Origin of the sequence: Sphingobacterium sp. DR205, from assembly GCF_011064245.1 — a bacterium.
GTDB classification, from domain to species: domain Bacteria; phylum Bacteroidota; class Bacteroidia; order Sphingobacteriales; family Sphingobacteriaceae; genus Sphingobacterium; species Sphingobacterium athyrii.
Genome location: NZ_CP049333.1, coordinates 5482810 through 5503433, shown reverse-complemented (window position 1 = coordinate 5503433; position 20624 = coordinate 5482810). Strand labels below are relative to the sequence as shown.

Genomic DNA, 20624 nt, shown 5'->3' with positions numbered 1-20624 from the left:
CCAGAAATGGGTACCCAAAACAATCATTCGAATGAAAAAACACTTTTTAATAGCTTTATTATTAGCCACAAACTGGTTTACACTGAACGCTCAGGAGATGAGTCAGGCGATCCTGTTGAAGGCACCGGGGAATCCGGCCAAACGCTTTGAACTACTTGACAACGGTGGGCAGACACTTGAGTCCTCTGTGACTATACCCTTGGATGTGAAGCAGACTATTGTCAAAAATGGAGGAACAACTATTGTTAATGTAGTTGTAACTGCCAAAGAACGGGTATACTTTAATTTTGAAAAGACATTTAAAATAAATAAATATACACATACTGAAAGTGAGTTTCTGATGCCGGGTTTCTGGTATCATAAAAATATGCGCTCACCGCAGGAAGCACCTTCTTTTAAAACCAGCGATAGCTGGCAGGTAAGGGAAGACCGTCTTAGCACACCTTTGACTGGCGTTTTCAATGCGGCTTCCAATACATATTATACCGTTATTCGATTGGATAAAATAGACCGGGATGCTTTGACCACACATCAAGGTGGAGAGGTGATTTTAAGTGGTAAAACTGATCTTGGATTTACTGGATTTAAAAATGTGGATGGAGCCTCAGCTTTGGTATTTGGCTTTCCTTATCACGAAGCACCTAAGACTTATCTCCGAAAATTGACCTTAGCTCCCGAGGTTGTTACCTTTGAAAAACTTGAAAAAGGTGAAACAAGACAGCTTTCCTGGGAGATCAACGAAGGTAAAGCCGATAATTATGGTGATTTTGTATCCAAGGTATGGACTTATTCCTACGACAGGCAGAAGCCGTCGACGTTTCCGACTGCTTATACTCCGGATCAAGCCAAAGATATTTTAGCAAATTTCTTTAAGGAGAGTTATGTCGGTGAAAATGAACTAAAATATTATTCAGGAGTACATATGCGGACAGACGATTGTAAAAATACCGGATCTGCAGAAGTCGGATTTGTAGGACGTGTGTTGCTCAATGCATACAATGCGCTTGAATATGGAGAAGCCCATGCACAGACTCCATTGGTCCGTAACGCTACAGCAATATTTGATAGCTACCTGCAACATGGATTTACTGCAAATGGATTTTTCAGGGAGTTTGTTGATTTTACACACAACAGCGAAACACAAGAATTCAGTATTCGGAGACAGTCAGAGGGGATCTTTGCGATACTTAACTACCTCAGTTACGAAAAGAAAAAGGGTAGAGAGCATCCTGAATGGGAACAGCGCGTTAAAAAATTGCTTAGCAACTTCGCCAAGCTCCAGCAGTCGGATGGAAGTTTCCCACGTAAATTTGACGATCAGCTGCAGGTGAAGGATGGCAGCGGCGGTAGTACACCTTCAGCGACAGTGCCTTTGGTTATGGCTTCCGTCTATTTTAAACAGGGCGAATATCTTCAACATGCGCAAAAATCCGCAAGATATTTAGAGCGGGAAATCATATCTAAATCGGATTACTTTTCGTCCACCTTGGATGCTAATTGTGAAGATAAGGAAGCCTCATTATATGCTTCTACAGCAATGTATTACTTGGCACAGGTAAGTAAAGGAAAAGAGCGGCAACATTATTTGGCGCAGTGCAAGAAAGCAGCTTACTTTTGTCTCACTTGGTACTACACCTGGGATGTGCCTTTTGCCGTTGGACAAATGCTGGGCGATGTCGGTTTTAAATCCCGCGGCTGGGGAAATGTCTCCGTAGAGAACAACCATATTGATGTTTTCATCTTTGAATTCGCTGCTGTTCTTGATTGGCTTGCCAAAGAAACCAAGGAACAGCGGCTCGCTGCTTTTTCGAGTGTGATTAAGAGCTCCATGTTACAGTTGATGCCGGTTAAGGACCATCTTTTCAATATCGCTAAGGTAGGTTATTATCCAGAAGTCGTACAACATACAAATTGGGATTATGGTAAAAATGGAAAAGGATTTTACAACGATATTTTTGCGCCCGGCTGGACCGTCGCTTCACTCTGGGAGTTGCTAAGCCCATCCAGAACGGAAGATTTTTTGGCCGCAGCGCAAAAATAGTAATAGTAATTTTGTAAAGTAGTAGTGTGTTTATATAGAAGCCATGTCGTGAGATGTGGCTTTTTATGTACGAAACCTTGTGGGAATAAAAACGCAATAAGGCCTTTTTTGATGAATTGTCGACTCCTGCTATTGAGGTATAAATGTCCAGTTAATATGTTAAGAAAAAAATATGTATTTTTAGCTATATCAATTCTTACAGCATCATGATCCGCAATGTTTTAAAGAATATTTTTATCATCATTTCGGTGCTAATCGCCCTGAGTTCATGCAAAAATAAAAAAGCTGAAACATTCGATGCTCTTCTTACGGCCAAAGAATCCCGGGCGTTTTCGATGCTCGTGGGCGAGAATGGTCTGGAAACGATCAAACTAAATCAGCTGATAGCAAAGGAATATGGTCAGGCTTTACATACCATTGATCAACAGGAGCTGGTATTTGATTCCATTATTAACGATATTAAGAAGGCAGACATTGTTGGGCTAGTAGAAGGAAAAGAAGTTCAGTTAGAAGCTATAAATTACTATAGGTCTTTAAAGGATCTTTTTATGTTTAGTAGAAAAGAAATAGAACAGGAGAAATTAATGCGTAGCGGAACAAAGGAACTGCAATATGCTGCACAGGATCAGCTGCTTGTACTTGCCCGAGAAAAACAAATTCGCTATCAACAGGTCTATAAAAGCAGTGAAAAACTTCATGCCAAAAAGAAACAATTTGAAGCTGAAAATGGGCTTAAATAAGATGTTATTAAACGCCTTTATCTAAATCGAGCATAGCGGCAGTGCCGTTTTGAATAGGCGAAGTGGTCATGTTAACGGTCCGGTTTCGTTTACTTAACTCGAGTACCCTTTCTAGTCTTGGACGATTGAATCGCTGGAGAAGAATTGAATAGACATGCAGAATGATATTAATAACAAAAGTGACAATGATTTCGTAACTCCGTATTTGAACGCAACAAAAGCATTAAAACTCAGGTCTGAACGGTTTTTTTAGGTTATTCGATCGAGCTTTTATATATTAATCAACTGCTCCATTCTTCTTTTAGTATTGCCATAATAAGTTTATCATGAAATTTATTGTCTCTATAGCATGCTTGGCGCATCTTGCCCTCGAATTTGAAACCTGCATTCGTGTATGCTTTCACAGCAGCATAGTTGGGTTCAGAAACAGTAAGCATAATGCGATTGAGGTTCAGTTCTTCAAATCCACTGGCAACAATTAGTTGCGTTACTTGAGAGCCTATACCTTTCCCCCATTGATTGCGGTCTCCTATAAAGATAAAATACTCGCCAAGCTTGTTTGCAGTCGAAATATTACAGATCCCAGCATAGCCAATAAGTGTATTTGAATTGGCGAGAAAAATGCCCCGGTTATAATTTTTTGAATCGTTGACCACAGAGATAAACCATTTATCGATTGCTTCTCTCGTATTTAAAGATTGAAATAAAGAAAGTGAATATTTAATAGCGTCGGGATCGTTGAGCCAGGTATAAAATGATGTGACATCCTGGATTGATAGGGGCTTCAAAATTATTGCTGTGTCCATTTATTTGATATTTTTTCTCGCATTAATAATCAGTTATTAATACTTAAGGAACATTTCTCAATTCTAAATGTAAAAAATAGTTCGATTTCTTACAATAGAAAGTAATGTCGACATGTTTAAAAATAATAGAATATTTTATCTCTTCTCAACATCGGTCGGACTGCTTTGATCAATTCTTTTGTTCAGCGTTAACTTTCTGTAATTTCCACATAAATAACATGATAATGATCAGGAAGGTCGAAAAGATAAAATAACGCCAGGCCAGCCCATTTTGCGTTGTCACTTTTCCGCTTATTGCAACAATGAAGTTGGATAGCGATGTTACAATATAAACCATTCCCCCCATTAAACCGCCAGCAGTACCTGCATGTTTTGGGAAAAATAACATGCTAGTGGTAAAAAAGCTTGTAAACAAGACGCCCGAAATCGTATGAATAAAAAATGCAAAACCGACCATAATATATAGATTCTGTTGAAAGATGCCGACCACCATTAAAGCGATAATAAGAAATGCCTGCAATAGAACAGGAGCAATCACACGGGGAACGAAGTCAAGATGCATGCGCTTTTTTGTGATAAACCCACCGATCATCCAAGAAAAACCAAGTATCAAGGTACAGTAGCCAATTGTAACGGATGAAAAATGAAATGCATTTTCGATAATAAAAGGTCCTGTAATATTGAACAGCATAACAATGGAATAACTAAATCCCAATACCAAAATCCCTAATATAAAACGCCTATTCTGCAGCATCATTTTATACAGGTTCAAGTTGTCCCTTAGGTTGATTTTTTTCTTTTCGGCAATGCTTTCCCCACCATAAAGGATTTCAAACAACAATAAGCCACTGGCGTAAAAAGTAAGAAAATAGAAGTTGGCTTGCCAATTGAAAATTTTTTCCAGATAGCCGCCCAGAAATGGCGCAAGTATCGGACCGCAGGACCAGACAATAGTAAAGTAACTCAGGTAATTCTTTAATCGCTCACCGGCATAAAGATCCACGAAAAGCGCACGCGTGGCTACCACCAGAATGGATATCGCCACACCTTGGACAACTCTTAACAGACAAATGAAAAATACGCTGTCTGTATGCGCTATCAATAGGCTGCTTAGTATCAACAGCGTCAAGGCCAGGACCTTGGGGCGATAGCGGCCGATACTGTCAAGAATGTTGCCTATAAATAACTGAGAAATACCATAACTGAGTAAATAGCTTGTTAATGTCAATTGAATATCTCGCTCGTGAACATGTAAACTTTTAGCCATTGCCGGAAACGAAGGCAGGTAGATGTCCGTTACAAACCCGGAAAGTGGCATGGATACAAATGCCATGAACGTAACTAGCTTAATGCGGTGTGCGGATGCTTCTCTCAACATTGTCTTGCTCTCTTTTTATGAAACAAAACTAGAGACTTTTTTGATAGCGTTAGTACTATTTGACAAAGTAAAAATTACGAAAATCAAATATTACTTGTTTTTCTGTCTGAATTTAAGTGGGGATGTTCCCGCATTTTTTTTAAAGAAATTGTTGAAATGAGCTGGTTCTTCAAACCCGAGTGTATAGCCGATCTCAGCTACATTCCAATCGGTGTAGATTAATAGATTTTTAGCTTCTTCAAAAATTTTTCTTTTGATAATTTGTGTAGTAGTAAGATTAGTAACCGATTTGACAGAAGCATTGAGGTGGTTGACATGAACATTCAGCTGTCGGGCGAAATCTGCCGCTGTATGTAAGGCCAGTGGATATGCAGGGGAGTCTAGGGGAAACTGTTTATGCAGCAGTTCGTCGAATAAACGGTACATACGGAGGCTTCCGGATTGATCCTGTGGGGCTACATCTTCCACTCGCCATTCCAGCGCAAGGTGGAGAATTGCAGCTAAATTGCTCTTGATCGCGCTGCAGCGCAAAGGATAGCCGGAGTTATTCAGACGGAACATATTGTCAAAAAAAGTTGTGATTAGGTTTAATTGCTCCGCATCCAGAAAAACAATCGGCTTACTCCATTCTTTGAATAAGGAGGTCTTTTTAAAAGGTTCAAATGTTTGGCTACCAGTGAAAAACTCTTGATTGAATAAACAAAAGTACCCCTCTTGTTCATTTGTGTCACAGACCCAGCTATAAGGAATATTCAATGCTGGTAAAAAAAGAGCAGGCCGATCTATATACAACTCATGTGGACCATATTTAAACCAACCTTTCCCCAAGATTAGACTGATCTTATAAAAATCACGTCTATTGTAAGGCGTTTTAAAATCACAGTACTTACGGGGTGATATATTAAAATGTGATTTTCCGAGCTCCACATCTAATATTGTCCCGTCGTTGGCATGCAGATGGCTTAATCGTTTATAATAATCTTGTATGGTCTCTAACGTTTCGCTCATGATTTTGCAAAGTTACAAAAATCAAATGTAATCCCCGCTTTCTGTTAAACGGCCAACTTAATATTACCTTTTAAGACTAAGAAAGGAGAGGTCTGAAACGTAAAATACTTACGTCCAGAATAAAATAGCTGAAATATACCAAAAGAAGATTGGGCTAAGATCCAAGAAAAAGTGGAGTTTCCAAAACTTTGGAAACTCCGCTTTTGTCAGAAAATTAATGGGAATTAGTTGAGCGGCTTGATCACAACCTGATCCACGACATTCCCTTGCTGATCCAGGATTTTAAAGGTTCCTTTTTCATTGCTTAGATCCACCCGAAGTACATTGTTATTAGAGTTTACAATAATGGGGAAATGGGTGCTGTTTGTTGCATTTTGGATAATATGTTTATGCAGATGGCCGGATAACATAATTTGCGCCCCGCCCTTATTTAGGATGGGGACAAACTTTTCTAAGATTTCCTGTTCACCATGCCAACCTCCGAAAGGCGGCATATGGCAGATAACCACCTTATATTTGGCATCTTTAAATGACGGATCTTCAATCGCTTGCGTAAGCCATGTGGCCTGTTCTGTCCGATAATTATCCATTTCCACAATACCGCTATATTCGATATCCGTATCGGGTTTGTCTTCGCCACAGTCGAGTACGATGAAGCCTGTGTTGCCATGCCGGAATTGATAATAGAGTTTACCTGTCGGTGTGGGAAAATATTTTGGATACTCAGTTGCAAAGGGACCACGGGTTTCATGGTTTCCTCGTGAATAGAACATGGGTTTTTCACTCGCAAACCTTTTAATGGCCGTGTCCATGAATCCATCATATAGTTGTTTCTCACTCAAAAGATTATTCACCATATCCCCGTTGAAAACGACAAAATCACTTGTTTTTAAATCGCCGATATCCAATAGTTTATCCAGAACCTCATTGCGTTCATGGATATCATTGACAACAGTAAAATGAGTCGAGGATGAATTGCCAAGGGTTTGAAAGGATAATGGCGCCTGCCGATAGACGTTGCTGGCCACGACTTTTCCATATTGTACATTGACACCTTCATGTTTTAAAACATGTTGACTATATACACGGTATCGGTATCGTGTTCCCGGTTTCAGGTTGTTTAAGTTAACCTGATGTAGTGTGCTAACTTTCTTAAAACCGTAAGCTGATGCAAAATACTTGGGTCTCTCTTTAAAGTAAAAATGGCTCGAATCCTCTGGTGCCAGTTCTACCCATCCCGTTGCCGGTAGATCTGTTGTCCAAACAATTGACACCGAATGTTCGGTTAGTCCTTGGATAAAGGGGAGATGGGTTATTTTGATATCTTCTTGTCCAAGAGTCAATAAACTATTGAACAGGAGCAAAGCGATTATGAGATGCAATCTTTTCATGTTAATATCCGGGGTTTTGAATGAGTAAATTGTTCTTTTTTAATTCATCGCGTAAAATAGGCAAAAAATAGGCTTTATCTATCCAGCTATATTTCTCAAAATCAATATGCCTGATCGTCGGTATGCTTGCCGTGCTGTGGTCAGGGTTCATTTTGTACACAATGTCTGCAACCTTTGTTGTTCGGTTATAAATTTGAGGGCCTAGTAACCAACGACGGACATCATAGAAACGATGTTCTTCAAAAGCTAGTTCTATTCTTCTTTCATTGCGGTATCTTTCTTTCAGTGCGACTCCTGCGTCGGTAATGGCTGGCATCCCGGCTCTTTTACGGATCATATTTAAGTAGGTGCGGGCTTCATCCTCCAGTCCCAATTCAATACAAGCTTCAGCATAATTCAAAAGGACTTCCGCATAACGCATGAAACGCCAAGTCACCGCTTGCTTATCATATTGCGCGTTTACTGTAGGATCAATGTATTTGCGTAAATAATAGCCCGTATAGGATCCATTCCAGTCTTCAATTGTGCTTTTTCGTGTATCAACACCATAAATAAGGTCTATTTTTCCAGTGGTAGCATTCCAGCGTTCCCATCTTCCTGTCTGTACTTTGTTTTCGGTGTCCAGTCCTTTTGCATCATCCGGTCTTTGTCTCCAAGAGGCACCATTATAAAGCACTGTTGCTGCAAACCTGGGATCCCTATTGCTGTAGGGGTTTGCTGCCATAGCTGGGTCAGACCAGTCAAATTTTTTACCTTCTAGTGTCTCAAAATCATCAACAAAGTCACCTAGCGGAGCGTTTGTACCCCAGCCATGGTAACCATTGGGTGAGGAGTATAATCCTACACGTTGTCCCATCGGAACCGTAAAATACTTAATGAAAATATCCTCTTCGGTGTTTTTACTAAGGAAGATTTCAGTTAGGTTTTGGGAAATGTTATCCGTTACAGCAGGTGTCGCTTTATATAGCTTATATTTGTTCAGATCAATGACGGCTTTGGCTGCCTCTTTTGCAGCCTGCCATCTTGCTGTGCGATTTCCATCAGTATAACGTATCAATTCAGGTTTTTCAAATCCCGGAAATACGTCTTTATTATAAAGATCGCTCGCAGCGTAGAGTAGGATCCTAGCCTTTAGTGTGAGTGCTGCCCCCTTGGTTGCACGTCCCAGATTGGCACCTGTATGATCAAGTGGTAATAATGTGGCAGCTTTGTCGAGTTCATCTGCCATAAATTTGACGCAATCCGCGTACGAACTCCGTTCTTTTTGGAATTCATCAGTCAGTGTATAAGGATCGATTATTAGGGGTACGCCACCGTATGTACTTGTCAATAAATGATAATAATATGCCCGCATAAAATGCATTTCACCCGTCATACGATCTTTCATTGTTTTCCCATCAATGAGATTAGCTGAAAATGGAACTTGATCAACCTTCGAAAAAAAGAGATTGCAAAACCGGATACTTTTATACAGATCGGCCCAGGATCTATAGCGTGATACCCCCCAACCTAGAAGATCGTCCGGAGATTGGATGCTGCGGTTAAAATTTAGAGAAGCCGCATTCCCACGATAATGTCCTTCATCGACCAGGTTAGCCTTGAATCGGCCATCTGTCAATGGCTCGTCCAATCTGAAATATAATTGATTGATAAATGTCTCTACCAGTGCAGGGTCGGTCCAAACCGCGTTTTCAGAAAACTCCGTTGAAGGATCTGTATTTAAAAAGTCCTTTTGACAAGAGCCAAATGTCAAAGTCGCTAATAATATGAATAAATTGAATTGTCTTTTCATGGCTATTAAAATGTTAGTGAAAGGCCTAGATTATACACTCTGTTGAGGGGGTATGCCGTCGCTGCAGTTGTTTCAGGATCGAAATCTTTTACTTTTGTCCAGGTGAGCAGGTTCTGCCCACTGAAATATAACTGGAGTCTAGTCAACCGAAGTTTTTTACAGATATCATCCGAGAAATTGTAACCGAATTCAAAATTTTTCAACCGTACATAATTGGAGCTTTGTAGCCAATAGGTATTATCGTTGGATCTCCAATATTCATTGTATCGGTTCCATGTACGCGGTTTTGAAGCATCGGGATTCTCCGTTGTCCATCGCCCTTCGACATTTTGCTTGAGATAATTGCCCGCCTCACCCTGCATTTCGTAATAATTGTTGCGGATGGCACCAGCAGCACCCTGGAAGAATAAGCTTGTATAAAATCCTTTATAAGATAAGTCAATATTAAATCCACCAGTCAATGTTGGAAGTTCAGTTTTTTCAGATCTCACACGGTCCAGACCGTCTATTTTACCATCCTTATTGACATCTTCAAAGACGATATCCCCAGGTCTTGCTCCGGCCCAGTGCGGATAAGCGTCGACAGCGGCCTGATCCCGAAATATACCTATCGCATTGTAATAGAGCTTAGCATTCATGGGTCTGCCTGTGGACTGTTGATAATCAGGGATTCCCGGAGTTTCATCCCAAAAACGAATACGGTTATGATTGGTCGCTATATTTCCATTAACTGCGTAGTGAAAACCATTGACCTGATCAGCATAACCTAGTTGCAATTCAAATCCTTTGTTTGTTACCTCGCCAATATTTTCTTTGGGTAAGGTGAGTCCCGAGGTGGAGGGAACGGAGGCATTTCTGTTCCATAGAATATTGGTTCGGACATTATAAAAATATTCAGCGGTTAGCGTTAGTTTGTTGTTCAAAAATTTAGCATCCAGACCAAAATTGGATTGGTTGGCGACTTCCCAAGTTACATTTGGATTAGGTATTCTAAGCTCATTCAAGACTTTATTTTCTTGTGTGCCATTAAAAACATACACATTTGAAGCCCCTGTCAGGAAGCCATAACTTGACATAAATTGATAATCATCTATACGGTCATTACCTGTTTGACCCCAAGAAGCCCTTAATTTGAGGTCAGAAACCACAGACTTGATAGGTTGCCAGAATGCCTCATTGGATAAGCGCCATCCTCCCGATATTCCCGGAAAAAACCCGAACCGTTTGTTACTTGGAAACTTATAGGAACCGTCATAACGCCATAAAAATTCCAATAAATATTTGTTGTCAAAGTCATAATTTAGGCGGCCGAAATAATTGAGTCTGGCTTGCATGGCGGATTGACCGGAGTTATCTTTTTCAGCATCGCCACCTGCGAATAACTCTTCAATGGCGGCAGATACATAGTATTTTCTAAAAGCGTAAAACTCCATATTATCACCTTTAATTTTTTCTACTCCCACCAAACCATTGAAATGGTGCTTTTCGCCGAAATTTCTTTCGTAGCGAATCAGCGCGTTTAAAGTCAATAGATTTTTAGTATTAAAATCTTGCCGGAGCTGTGGTGCGGTGAATCCTTTCAGTCCGGCGACCAACGCTGGTGTGCCGTTATTGTCCACTGATTTGCCATCCCAATTGTACAATGTCCACGGTGTCTGCCATAATTTGTCGTTTTGTAACGTTCTATCATAGGCAACATTCCCACTTATAGATAAGCCGTCAACTCCCGGAATCGTGATTTCCAGATTTGCTCTGGATTCGAGCATCATGGTTTTATTTCGGTCATAACCGGTCTGATTGGTTGTGATAACGACCGGATTATTTCCGTATTCTATGTCAGGGCCATTTTGTCCGGTCGGCCAATACGCATGCATGTTCGGCTTACCCCTTAAGATCATTCCAAAGATATCTGCGGCGGAACGCGTTGGATAATTTCGGTTATATTCACGCAATGCGGCATTAACCCCATATTTGATATAATCATTGAATTTTCCATTCAGGTTGCTCCGGAAATTGTATTGGTTAAACTTTGTTGCTGAATTTTTATAGATAGCATCCTGTTTGTCATAGCCCCCCGAGATATAATAATTTAGATATTCCGAACCGCCAGTAATATTGAGCGCAGTTTTATGTTGAGGTGCTGCGGCATGAAATGTTGCGTCAAACCAATCTGTATTGGGATATTTCCAGATATCTGTGCCGGCACGGAATAAGGCTAACTCTTCTTCGCTGTATTTTGGCTTTTGACCAGCATAGATACCGATCTCATTGAGCATTTGTGCATATTCTGCAGCGTCTGCCATCTTTGGAATGATAGTGGGTTGAGACCAGCCTTGATTATGCGTCAAACTAACCTGCGGTTTACCGCTTTTTCCTTTTTTTGTCGTTACCAGAATAACACCATTGGCGGCTTGGGAACCATAGATGGCGGCCGATGCGTCCTTTAATATCGTCACACTTTCGATATCCTGAGGATTGAGTCTCTCAATAGATCTGTTGGCGATCCCATCGACGACGATCAAGGGTGAATTGTCCCCCAAGGTATTAGCTCCACGAATCCGAAGTGTTGAATTATCACTTCCCGGTTCGCCAGAAGTCGTTGTTGCCACTAAACCCGGTAGCCGTCCCGCAAGCGTATTGGTGACGTTCATCACCGGAGCCCTGTCTAATACATCTCCTTTGACATCGACAATGGAACCTGTGACGGTCGATGCTTTTTGCGTACCATAGCCTACGATCACTACTTCCTCCATCGAAGTTACGGTTTGTTGGAGTCTGATTTCGACGCTTTCGTTGGTTGTGACTTTATAATTTACAGCTTGGTATCCTACCATGCTGACATGAAGTGTGGGGGTATTGGTGGCTACTGGTAGAGTAAAAGAGCCATCTTCGAGTGTAGAAGTCCTATTGACGGCTCCTACCTCATTTACAGTAGCATTAGGCAATGGTTCTCCCTTTGCGTCCAGTATCTTACCTTTTACTATCTTTTGTTGGACCACGGCAACCTTACCTTCGGCAGCTTCATGCGTCATACTGGTACCCTTGCTCAGAATAATATTCTTATCGACTATTCTGTAGACAATTTGATACTTGCCAAGTAGTTCATCCAATACAGACTGCAACGGTGCATTGATGAATTTTACATCAGCTGTACGTTTTTTTGGCAAGAGCGATTCTTTATATAGGATATTATATCCGCTCTGCTTTTGAATATCTTTTAGCAAGGTTTCAAGGCTTGCTTTATTTTTTTTGAGATTGATTGTTTGTCCGAAAGAACTAGCATATGCACTTAGGCTAGTTGCAAGGAGTAGTGGCACTGCGATCGACAGTTTCATAACCAATGGTTTGAGGGTGATGTCCTTCCTAAAATCCATAGGAAAAACAGACCGATTTTTTTTGTATTTTTGCATTCGGTTGATATTTTAAGTTAATATTTGATAAGATGTGTCAACTGTCTCTATGAGACCAACTTCAGGGGCGGTCGCAACGCTCCTGAAGCCTTTGGTTGTAAAAGATTAGTTTTTTACATATATTTTCCTCCCCGTTAATTCAAAATGAACACCACCTACAAGTTCGATAGTCTTTAATAATTTTTTGATGTCACTATATTTCGATATTGTACCCGAAAATTGAAAATCCTCAAACTTAGATTTAAATTCCACTTGAACATCGTACCAGCGACCGATAATAGCCATTACTTCAACAAGTGGTGTTTTATAAAAGGCAAAATTACCATCTTTCCATGCGATAGAATAGAAAGGATCAATGGGATCTATGGAAAACTGATTTGATTCATGTTCATATATGGCCTGATCATTGGGCTGCAGGAATTGATCCGGAATTGTCGTATCCTTAAAATTCAATTTTACTTTACCTTCCACTAAGGTGGTAATGATTTTCTTTCCATAGTTCTGCACATTAAAAGAAGTTCCCAATACCTCTATCGATTGTGCGCCTGTATGGATAATAAAAGGGGTTCGTTTACCCAGTTCGGTTCGTTTTGCTACGTCAAAATATGCTTCACCATACAGTTCTACTTCTCGTTTTGATTTATCAAAAACAACAGGATATTTTAACGAAGTAGATGCATTGAGCCACACCTGTGTGCCATCAGGCAATGTAAGATTATATTCACCGCCCCTTGGCGTTACAATGCTGTTGTAAACAGGTTTATGGGGGTCAACACCGTCCTTTATATGATAGGAAATACTTCCAGCTGCGGTTTTGATAATCTCAAAATCACCATGGTCAATAATTGTGTCGCCTTTGATTTTTTCCAGATCAATTCGTCGTCCGTTTTCTAGTATAATCTCGGCACGATCTTTCCCCGGAAGAACCGTTTCTATCCTATTGGTTGTGAGCTGCTTCTCTTTGACCAATGCCCCGTTTAATCTTCCGATAAAATAAATAAGTGAACCGACTCCGACGACTAATAACAGGGCCGCGGCGACTATACTTCGCCAAGGAAACATAACTGTTTTTCTTAACGGATCCAGCTCCAGCAGTTGATGCTTGATGCGCTCATCAGCTGTGACTTTTTCAAACATGTTTTGGTTGTCTATTTCGGATCCAAGCCTGTTTACTGTCTCTTCTTCAAGCTTTATTTGTTCCCAAGCATCCAAAAAATCTTCATCGTCCATATATTTTATAAACTGTGTTAACGACTCTCCTTGGAGGTTGTCATCATAATACTGACGGATTAATCTCTTGTAAGCTTCTATTTTTGACATCGATGCTGATTTCTACATGCTATACTATCTATTCGCATCAGCTATCAAAATGTACTAGTCAAAAAAATAAAATTTTTAGAAATAGCTGTTACAAAATTGGGGAAAAGCTGCAAAAGAGCAGTATGTTAGCATAGCACTAGTAGGACGGCCAGCGTGAAGAGGATTTTTTGGAGTCTTAATTTGACAAAACTACAGGCAGCAGTCAAATGGTTTCTCACCGTATTTCGGGATATGCCAATATGCTCCGCAATTTCCTTATAGCTCTTTTCTTCAAATTTATTCATTTGGTAAATCCGTTTTTGTTGTACGGGAAGGGCATCAATAATCTTTTCCAGCATCTGTTCACATTCCTTTTGTTCTAGCTGTATGTGTGCACAGGATGTTGCATTTAATTGGATATTTCCGTGATCCATTTGGTATTGTTTTCGGATGACTTCTTTTCGGAAATTAGATATGGCCAATCTTTTGGCGACCACATAGAGAAAGGGAAATATTGCTTCAGCAGACGGAATTTCATTTCGTTTGAGAAATAGCTGGACAAAAACTTCCTGCACGATTTCTTCGGCCTCTATCGGAGAAGAGGTCAAACGACATACTTTCCCCTGTAAACTGGGTTTATAGCGGTCAAATATTTTTCGAAAAACTCTCCCATCAGCCATCTGAAATCGTTCAAATTCCTCTAAGTCAAGTGGAAATCCTTTCAAATCCATTATTACATAGGTTTTTGTTGGTCTAAAGAAACAAAATTGATATTAAATTTATATAAAAAAGGTATTAATTCAAAATGAAACATTTCGAAATCAAGATAGGCAACCTGAGACCATTCGCCGCCATATAGGAGCAGCGAGGTCATATGCCAAAATGGAATTAGACATATCAGATCATTATGGGACCACTCGAAGATCCATTTCAATGTGTTGTTCGCACGTTATTTTCTGAAAATTAGGATGTAACTAGTGATCTTAAGCAATTAAAGTTTACTTTCAAAATGATAGGTTCCCGAACCGATTTCTTTTGTAGTGTCGGGCAGTATTACTTTTGCATTAGTGTTTGCAGGTATAGTGACCTCAAGTTTTAACAATCCGTCTTCTAGTGTCCATGCCGATTTTACCGGACCATATGGGGTTTCTAATGCTGCGGCGGCATTGGTTATTTTACCACCTGGTTTGGGTGCGATGACAATAGCTTTGTAACCTGGTTGTTCGGGGACCGAATTGATGCCCGCAATCGTTCTGTACATCCAGTCCCCAATTGCTCCATATGCATAATGGTTGTAGGAGTTCATATCCGGTGTTTGAAAAGAACCATCCGGCTTAATCCCGTCCCATCGTTCCCATATTGTTGTTGCACCCATTTTGACGGGATAAAGCCATGAAGGATAGCTTTCCTGCATCAGGAGATCGTATGCTACATCATTATGGCCAAATCTGGTCAGCACATGACATAAATAGGGGGTACCCAAAAATCCTGTAGTGAGATGAGTCCCATAATCACGGATGTTCGCTACCAAACGATTTGCACATGCTGCTCGAAGTTCTTCGGGCAACATATCAAATTGTAGTGCTAGCACGTAAGCCGTTTGTGTTCCAGAAACTAATCGTCCCGTAGCTGTCATATATTCCTTCACAAAAGCGGATTTGATATTTGCCAGCAACGCGCTGTACTTCGCGACATCTTCCTGTTTGCCCAATACTTTAGCTGCATTGATCAATAATTGGGTAGAATGTGCATAGAAAGTCTGGGCAATCAGGTATTTATCTGTAACTGCAGCTCTTCCGTCATTGTCATCATTAGGACGGTAGAAAAGCCAGTCTCCAAAATGAAAACCGGAGTTCCAAAGATTATTTTTGGCCACGGAAGAGATATAATCAACCCATTTTCGCATACTCTCAAACTGTGTTTCCAGCAACTGCCGATCACCATAAGCCACATACATATCCCATGGAATAATTGTAGCTACATCTGCCCAACCTGCTGATGCCCCATCATTCACACCCAGTACATTGGGGATCACATGGGGGATTGAACCGTTGGGCTGTTGATCGGCCTTCACATCTTTAAGCCATTTGGTAAAAAATCCCGCAACATCCATATTGTAAGCCGCTGTATTGGCAAAGGCCTGTGCATCACCCGTCCAGCCTAGACGCTCATCACGTTGTGGACAATCCGTGGGTACATCTAAAAAGTTTCCCTTCTGTCCCCATTGAATATTATGTTGTAGCTGGTTCAGTAGACTATTGGAAGTAGCGAATTTTCCGGTGGTCTCCATCGCAGAGTATAGCGCGACAGCAGTAAGGTCTTCGGTTGTCAATTCTCCCGGATAGCCCTCGACCTTCACATACCTGAAGCCCTGAAACGTAAAATGAGGTTCAAAGACCTGTTCGGTATTCTCCTTTAAAATATAAATATCCTGTGCCTTTGCAGATCTTAGGTTTGTGGTATAAAAATTACCTTCTTTTGTAAGTACCTCAGCATGGCTCAATGTGATCTTAGTTCCGGCGGTACCCTTGGCTTTAAGCATGACCCAGCCTACCAGGTTTTGTCCGAAATCCACAACGGTCTCGCCCGCTGGTGTTTTAAAGATTTTAAGCGCTTTGAACAGTTCATGCTTTTTGACCGGCGGGCCGCTCATTGCGACAAGTTTTTCCGACCCTTTCTCCATTGTGCCGACCGCATTCCATTTATTATCCTCCTGATAGCCAATATTGTCCCAGCCGCTTATTTCCATTCGGGCATCATAGATTTCACCATCATAAATATCTGATGCCATAATCGGTCCGTAAGCATATTTCCAACTTTTATCGGTTTGGATCGTTTCCATCGTGCCGTCTGTATATTCCATTACAAGCTGCAAGAGCAATCCGCGCGTATCGCCATAAAAATTGTGCTGATTTCCAAAGCCAATCCGTCCCTTATACCAGCCGTTTCCGAGACTAACTCCAAATACGTTGGAACCGCTTTTTAAGATCGTGGTTACATCATAAACCTGGTATTGCAAATGATCCTTGTAACTGGTCCATCCCGGAGCAAAATAGGTATCGCTGACGCGCTGACCATTGATACGCGCTTCGTACAATCCCTTCGCGGTCACATAGGCAATTGCCGATTTAAGCTTTTTATTAACGACAAATTCTTTTCTGAAAAGAGGGCTTCTTGCCGTAGTATCTTTTCCGGCCACTTTGATCCATGTCGCTGTCCAATCCGCGGGGCTAATGCCCATGTGAAAGAACGCGGGTTCAGACCAGGCGGAAGTATTGCCATGATTGTCTTTTACCCGAATTTGCCAAAAATATCTTTTTTTTGATTGTAATGCAGTCCCCTCATATTTAATCAGTACCGACTGATCACTCGATACCACCGCTTTCCATACCAGATCTTTTCCCGCATTCATCGCGGCTTTATCACGACCTACTCTAATTTCATAAGCGGACTGTAGTGTATTTTTTACCGAAGAACTTATCTTCCAGCTGAACCGGGGACTATCGGTTTCGATTGCCATAGGATTTTTAAGGTGTTCCACTTTAAGGTCAGTTACGCTTAATTTTTGGGCAAAGGTGCTGATGGAAATTATACATATAAATCCTGACATCATAATTTTTTGAAGCAGAGTGTTTATAAATGGTGCCATATTTTAGGATTGAGGGTTAGCCGAAGATCCGGAATGATTCACTATTATCACAAATAAATTTGATATAAGTGTCATGTACTATCCTGTTTGTTTTTTTTAAGAATAATTGCGCATCACCATAAAAGAATTGGTTAGTAAAAAGGAGGCAACTTTCGGCGGTATGTAGGGCTTCAAAGTGGATATACGGCAGTATTTGATGGTGATAAGGTTATCGATGTGCTTGGCGTTATTCTACTCTAGTTGCTATTGAATTACTTTTAATTTGGCCTTCCTGCACCTCAAAAGAGGCCTGATCAAGCATAAAATCCCTATCGGCCTTTAAGGCCTCAAAATTTACAGTATTCAATGTTACTTCTTATTCTATAGTGGGTAAACTTTTGTTTGTCCCTGATGCATAAATTACAAATGTATATTTCCCTTTTTCAATAGAAAAATCTTGTTGGCCTTTTCCCTTTGTAAAGGATTTTGTTTCTTGATATGAACCCGCAGTGTGTACAGATGGATGGAGGCAATTCATCGTAAGCTTGAAATTATATATAGAAACTGGTAAGGGAATCCCTTTTGTTCAGCCGCTTCTTACTTCATTATTTTAGCTTTTTTTGCTGCTTTAATATTATAATTTTCTGCCGGCTTCTATTTGCTTTTAGTTTTGACGACAGTATTGCTTTTAGGTCTGTTTGATTCGCAAGACCTTCTTTGGTAATGATTGCATTTTAAATTTCGCCTCCCTATTTCCTTCGTTTACCGAGTTTTTATATCCGTTAACCTAAAGCCAGTAGGGCTGGCGACAATTGAGTTGTAGTTTTGAATCAACAAATATGAACAACGGAACGAATATAATAAAATCAAGATATTATGAAAGCATTAGTAAAAACATTCCTGGCGGTAGCAATGATAGCAGTATCTACCTTGGCTATTGCAGCAGATAAAACTTCTCCAAAATCGGAAAAAGCCATAGTTAATCTATTCACGGCAAACATTGCTCTGAACCAATATGTTGCGGTGATCACTGAGGGGGAGTCAACAGATTTAGAGCAATTATTTACAGCAGATTTTAGCCAGAAGATCCAATCAGGAAATGCAACAACAAATGATCGCAAAGAAGTTGTCAAATTCCTGAAAAAGCAACGCGGCGAGAAGCTCAAGTGTAAAGTGAATACCCGGATTATCGAAAAGTCAGCAGACTATATGGTTGCGAAAGTAACGATGCAATTTGAAGATTTTACCAAGACAGACCTCGTGACTTTAATCAATGATCATGGCGCTTGGAAAGTGTCCGGCTCTGTAAATACCTATAAATAGGACAAAGAATCAAAAGCTAGTAGTGAGTCAAGTTAGCTCATAGCCTGACTATTAGTGAATCATAAGTTTATAAGTTTAGTTTAGTGGCCACGTCGTGAGATGTGGCTTTTATTGTTTTTTCACCAAGAGAATTGGCTTAATGAGATAACCAATCGGCTAGCACAGTTTCTTACCTGCGAAGCGATTGATCCATTGTCAATTCGCTGGTCTCAGTTGCAAACGCGGACTTTATAAAGTTTCAATGTTAGTATATGTACTTTGTTGGTATATGTACTTTCTGATTGGGCTTGATCGCATATATATTGAATGTCCACCAGCTGTCTTCGGTTTTAGCATATACCGGACAGCTTGTTTTCGCATTCCGGTTTACAAGTTTTATATGATGAACATCCGCCATTTTTTTATTCCTTTTTAAAGTTAACTACATAAATTGTTTGAAAAGAATATACGCATAAAAATAGTTAGCTTTACTTATGATAGTTGATCACTTAAAAATGAGAGCGGTATATTTTTCGTGCTTGGAGCCATATACCGATGATACCCCACTATTGGAGTTATGTTGGAATGAAATCACAGCATCATATTCCGATCAGCGAAGAGGCTACCATACGTTGGCACATCTGCAACATTTTAGCCAGCAGTTGGATCTTTGTAAACACAAATTGTCCGATTTTCCGACAACCAATTTGGCCATGATTTATCATGATATAGTATACTTTATGCTGGATGGCACTAATGAAGAAAAAAGTGCATTGGTTTCGGTGGATCATTTACGTAGATTGAACTATCCATCAGATTTGATCGACACCTGTAGGGAGATGATTCTGGCCACAAAAACACATTCAGTGAATAGCAGTTCTGATATCAATTATTTTATTGATGCTGATATGTCTATATTGGGAGCAGATAGCGCATCTTATGCAAAATACGCTTCTGGTATTCGTAAAGAATATGGAGATTCAATTTATTTTGATGTGGGTAGAAAGCGTGTTTTACAAAGTTTTCTTGCCATGGAAAAGATATTTAAAACGGATTTTTTCTACGAAAAATATGAAGAACAGGCCCGTCTTAATGTTCAAAGTGAAATCGACGATTTGAGCTGAATTTCTAGCTACTGCTTACCGCCCAAATTCTGCCATTCACCGAGTTTTCCTGTCCGTTGGTCTAAAGAAAATAGGCTAAGGTAGCGTTATGTTGTAGTTTTGAATCAATGAATAGAAAATAAGATACCATCATAAGCATAAATAGTGATGCTCATGATAGCTTCATTACGGATAAAGAACGAATACAACATAACAAAGACATTATGAAAACGCTTGTAAAAACATACTTCGCCGCAGCATTAATCACAGTATCTACATTTGCGATGGCAGCTGATAAACCAACGACAAAATCATCGAAAGCCACTGTTAATCTTTCTACGGCGGATATGGCGTTTGACCGGTATATCGCGGTTACTACCGAGGGACAATCAGCAGGTGTGGAACAGTTGTTTACAACTGATTTCAGTCAAAAGATCCAGTCCGAAAATGCTGTGACCAATAACCGTACGGAGGTGATCAGATTCTTTAAAAAACAAGCCGGAGAGAAGTTGAATTGTAACGTGAGTGCTCAGATTGTCGAAAAGTCAGCCGACTATATGATCGCAAAAGTAACGTTAAAATTCGAGGGATTTACAATGACTGACCTCGTGACTTTGGTCCGTGAAGGTAACAGCTGGAAAGTATCTAAATCCATTGATGCATATCAATAAGCATGTTGTTTAAAATATATATGTTGGAAAGCCGCGCGATACAACGTGGCTTTTT

The 20624-nt window shown here is 40.3% G+C and carries 14 protein-coding genes; 5 read left to right on the top strand and 9 right to left on the bottom strand.

Going from position 1 to position 20624, the window contains the following annotated elements:
* Positions 1–31 precede the first annotated feature (31 nt).
* Both G6053_RS23545 and G6053_RS23540 read left to right on the top strand, forming a co-directional pair.
* Entirely contained in the window at positions 32–2041 is a 2010-nt protein-coding gene (locus G6053_RS23545) for a hypothetical protein (protein ID WP_206531812.1), read from the top strand.
* Positions 2042–2247: 206 nt separating this feature from the next.
* Entirely contained in the window at positions 2248–2781 is a 534-nt protein-coding gene (locus tag G6053_RS23540) for a hypothetical protein (RefSeq protein WP_165308743.1), read from the top strand.
* Between the two features lie 281 nt (positions 2782–3062).
* Here G6053_RS23540 and G6053_RS23535 read toward each other — a convergent pair whose 3' ends face one another.
* The 9 genes from G6053_RS23535 to G6053_RS23495 all read right to left on the bottom strand — a co-directional run bounded on the left by G6053_RS23535 (position 3063) and on the right by G6053_RS23495 (position 17478).
* Positions 3063–3587 carry a GNAT family protein gene (locus G6053_RS23535; protein ID WP_108636595.1) on the bottom strand — a complete coding sequence of 175 codons (525 nt, stop codon included), beginning with the start codon at positions 3585–3587 and terminating at the stop codon, positions 3063–3065.
* Positions 3588–3756: 169 nt separating this feature from the next.
* Complete coding sequence (locus G6053_RS23530) at positions 3757–4965, bottom strand: MFS transporter (protein ID WP_165308742.1); 1209 nt, start codon at positions 4963–4965, stop codon at positions 3757–3759.
* 90 nt (positions 4966–5055) lie between these two features.
* Positions 5056–5973 carry a helix-turn-helix domain-containing protein gene (locus G6053_RS23525; protein WP_108636597.1) on the bottom strand — a complete coding sequence of 306 codons (918 nt, stop codon included), beginning with the start codon at positions 5971–5973 and terminating at the stop codon, positions 5056–5058.
* Positions 5974–6197: 224 nt separating this feature from the next.
* The gene (locus G6053_RS23520; RefSeq protein WP_165308741.1) at positions 6198–7364 is read right to left on the bottom strand and encodes an FN3 domain-containing metallophosphoesterase family protein; all 1167 of its coding nucleotides are present in this window, start codon (positions 7362–7364) and stop codon (positions 6198–6200) included.
* Between the two features lies 1 nt (position 7365).
* Positions 7366–9156, bottom strand: a complete 1791-nt coding sequence (locus G6053_RS23515) for a RagB/SusD family nutrient uptake outer membrane protein (RefSeq protein WP_165308740.1) — start codon at positions 9154–9156, stop codon at positions 7366–7368.
* A gap of 5 nt (positions 9157–9161) precedes the next feature.
* Complete coding sequence (locus G6053_RS23510; RefSeq protein ID WP_241254821.1) at positions 9162–12566, bottom strand: TonB-dependent receptor; 3405 nt, start codon at positions 12564–12566, stop codon at positions 9162–9164.
* A 105-nt stretch (positions 12567–12671) separates the two neighbouring features.
* Entirely contained in the window at positions 12672–13886 is a 1215-nt protein-coding gene (locus G6053_RS23505; RefSeq protein WP_165308739.1) for a FecR family protein, read from the bottom strand.
* Between the two features lie 125 nt (positions 13887–14011).
* On the bottom strand, positions 14012–14596 hold the full coding sequence (locus G6053_RS23500; protein WP_165308738.1) for a sigma-70 family RNA polymerase sigma factor: 585 nt from the start codon (positions 14594–14596) through the stop codon (positions 14012–14014).
* A gap of 260 nt (positions 14597–14856) precedes the next feature.
* A complete protein-coding gene (locus tag G6053_RS23495) occupies positions 14857–17478 on the bottom strand; it encodes a glycoside hydrolase family 78 protein (RefSeq protein WP_241254820.1) in 2622 nt (873 codons plus the stop codon).
* Positions 17479–18369: 891 nt separating this feature from the next.
* On the opposite strand from G6053_RS23495, the gene G6053_RS23490 reads away from it, so the two are divergent.
* The 3 genes from G6053_RS23490 (at position 18370) to G6053_RS23480 (ending at position 20569) form a co-directional block, all read left to right on the top strand.
* The gene (locus tag G6053_RS23490) at positions 18370–18816 is read left to right on the top strand and encodes a nuclear transport factor 2 family protein (protein WP_165308736.1); all 447 of its coding nucleotides are present in this window, start codon (positions 18370–18372) and stop codon (positions 18814–18816) included.
* 494 nt (positions 18817–19310) lie between these two features.
* Positions 19311–19919 (top strand): hypothetical protein, encoded by a 609-nt coding sequence (locus G6053_RS23485; RefSeq protein WP_165308735.1) that lies wholly within the window; start codon positions 19311–19313, stop codon positions 19917–19919.
* A 203-nt stretch (positions 19920–20122) separates the two neighbouring features.
* Positions 20123–20569, top strand: a complete 447-nt coding sequence (locus G6053_RS23480; RefSeq protein ID WP_165308734.1) for a nuclear transport factor 2 family protein — start codon at positions 20123–20125, stop codon at positions 20567–20569.
* Positions 20570–20624 lie beyond the last annotated feature (55 nt).

What these genes read in the sequence shown, in the direction of transcription:
- G6053_RS23520 (WP_165308741.1), bottom strand. Translation starts at nt 7,364, where the DNA reads ATGAAAAGATTGCATCTCATAATCGCTTTGCTCCTGTTCAATAGTTTA.
- G6053_RS23485 (WP_165308735.1), top strand. Translation starts at nt 19,311, where the DNA reads ATGAGAGCGGTATATTTTTCGTGCTTGGAGCCATATACCGATGATACC.
- G6053_RS23515 (WP_165308740.1), bottom strand. Translation starts at nt 9,156, where the DNA reads ATGAAAAGACAATTCAATTTATTCATATTATTAGCGACTTTGACATTT.
- G6053_RS23505 (WP_165308739.1), bottom strand. Translation starts at nt 13,886, where the DNA reads ATGTCAAAAATAGAAGCTTACAAGAGATTAATCCGTCAGTATTATGAT.
- G6053_RS23535 (WP_108636595.1), bottom strand. Translation starts at nt 3,587, where the DNA reads ATGGACACAGCAATAATTTTGAAGCCCCTATCAATCCAGGATGTCACA.
- G6053_RS23525 (WP_108636597.1), bottom strand. Translation starts at nt 5,973, where the DNA reads ATGAGCGAAACGTTAGAGACCATACAAGATTATTATAAACGATTAAGC.
- G6053_RS23480 (WP_165308734.1), top strand. Translation starts at nt 20,123, where the DNA reads ATGAAAACGCTTGTAAAAACATACTTCGCCGCAGCATTAATCACAGTA.
- G6053_RS23540 (WP_165308743.1), top strand. Translation starts at nt 2,248, where the DNA reads ATGATCCGCAATGTTTTAAAGAATATTTTTATCATCATTTCGGTGCTA.
- G6053_RS23495 (WP_241254820.1), bottom strand. Translation starts at nt 17,478, where the DNA reads ATGATGTCAGGATTTATATGTATAATTTCCATCAGCACCTTTGCCCAA.
- G6053_RS23510 (WP_241254821.1), bottom strand. Translation starts at nt 12,566, where the DNA reads ATGCAAAAATACAAAAAAAATCGGTCTGTTTTTCCTATGGATTTTAGG.
- G6053_RS23530 (WP_165308742.1), bottom strand. Translation starts at nt 4,965, where the DNA reads ATGTTGAGAGAAGCATCCGCACACCGCATTAAGCTAGTTACGTTCATG.
- G6053_RS23500 (WP_165308738.1), bottom strand. Translation starts at nt 14,596, where the DNA reads ATGGATTTGAAAGGATTTCCACTTGACTTAGAGGAATTTGAACGATTT.
- G6053_RS23490 (WP_165308736.1), top strand. Translation starts at nt 18,370, where the DNA reads ATGAAAGCATTAGTAAAAACATTCCTGGCGGTAGCAATGATAGCAGTA.
- G6053_RS23545 (WP_206531812.1), top strand. Translation starts at nt 32, where the DNA reads ATGAAAAAACACTTTTTAATAGCTTTATTATTAGCCACAAACTGGTTT.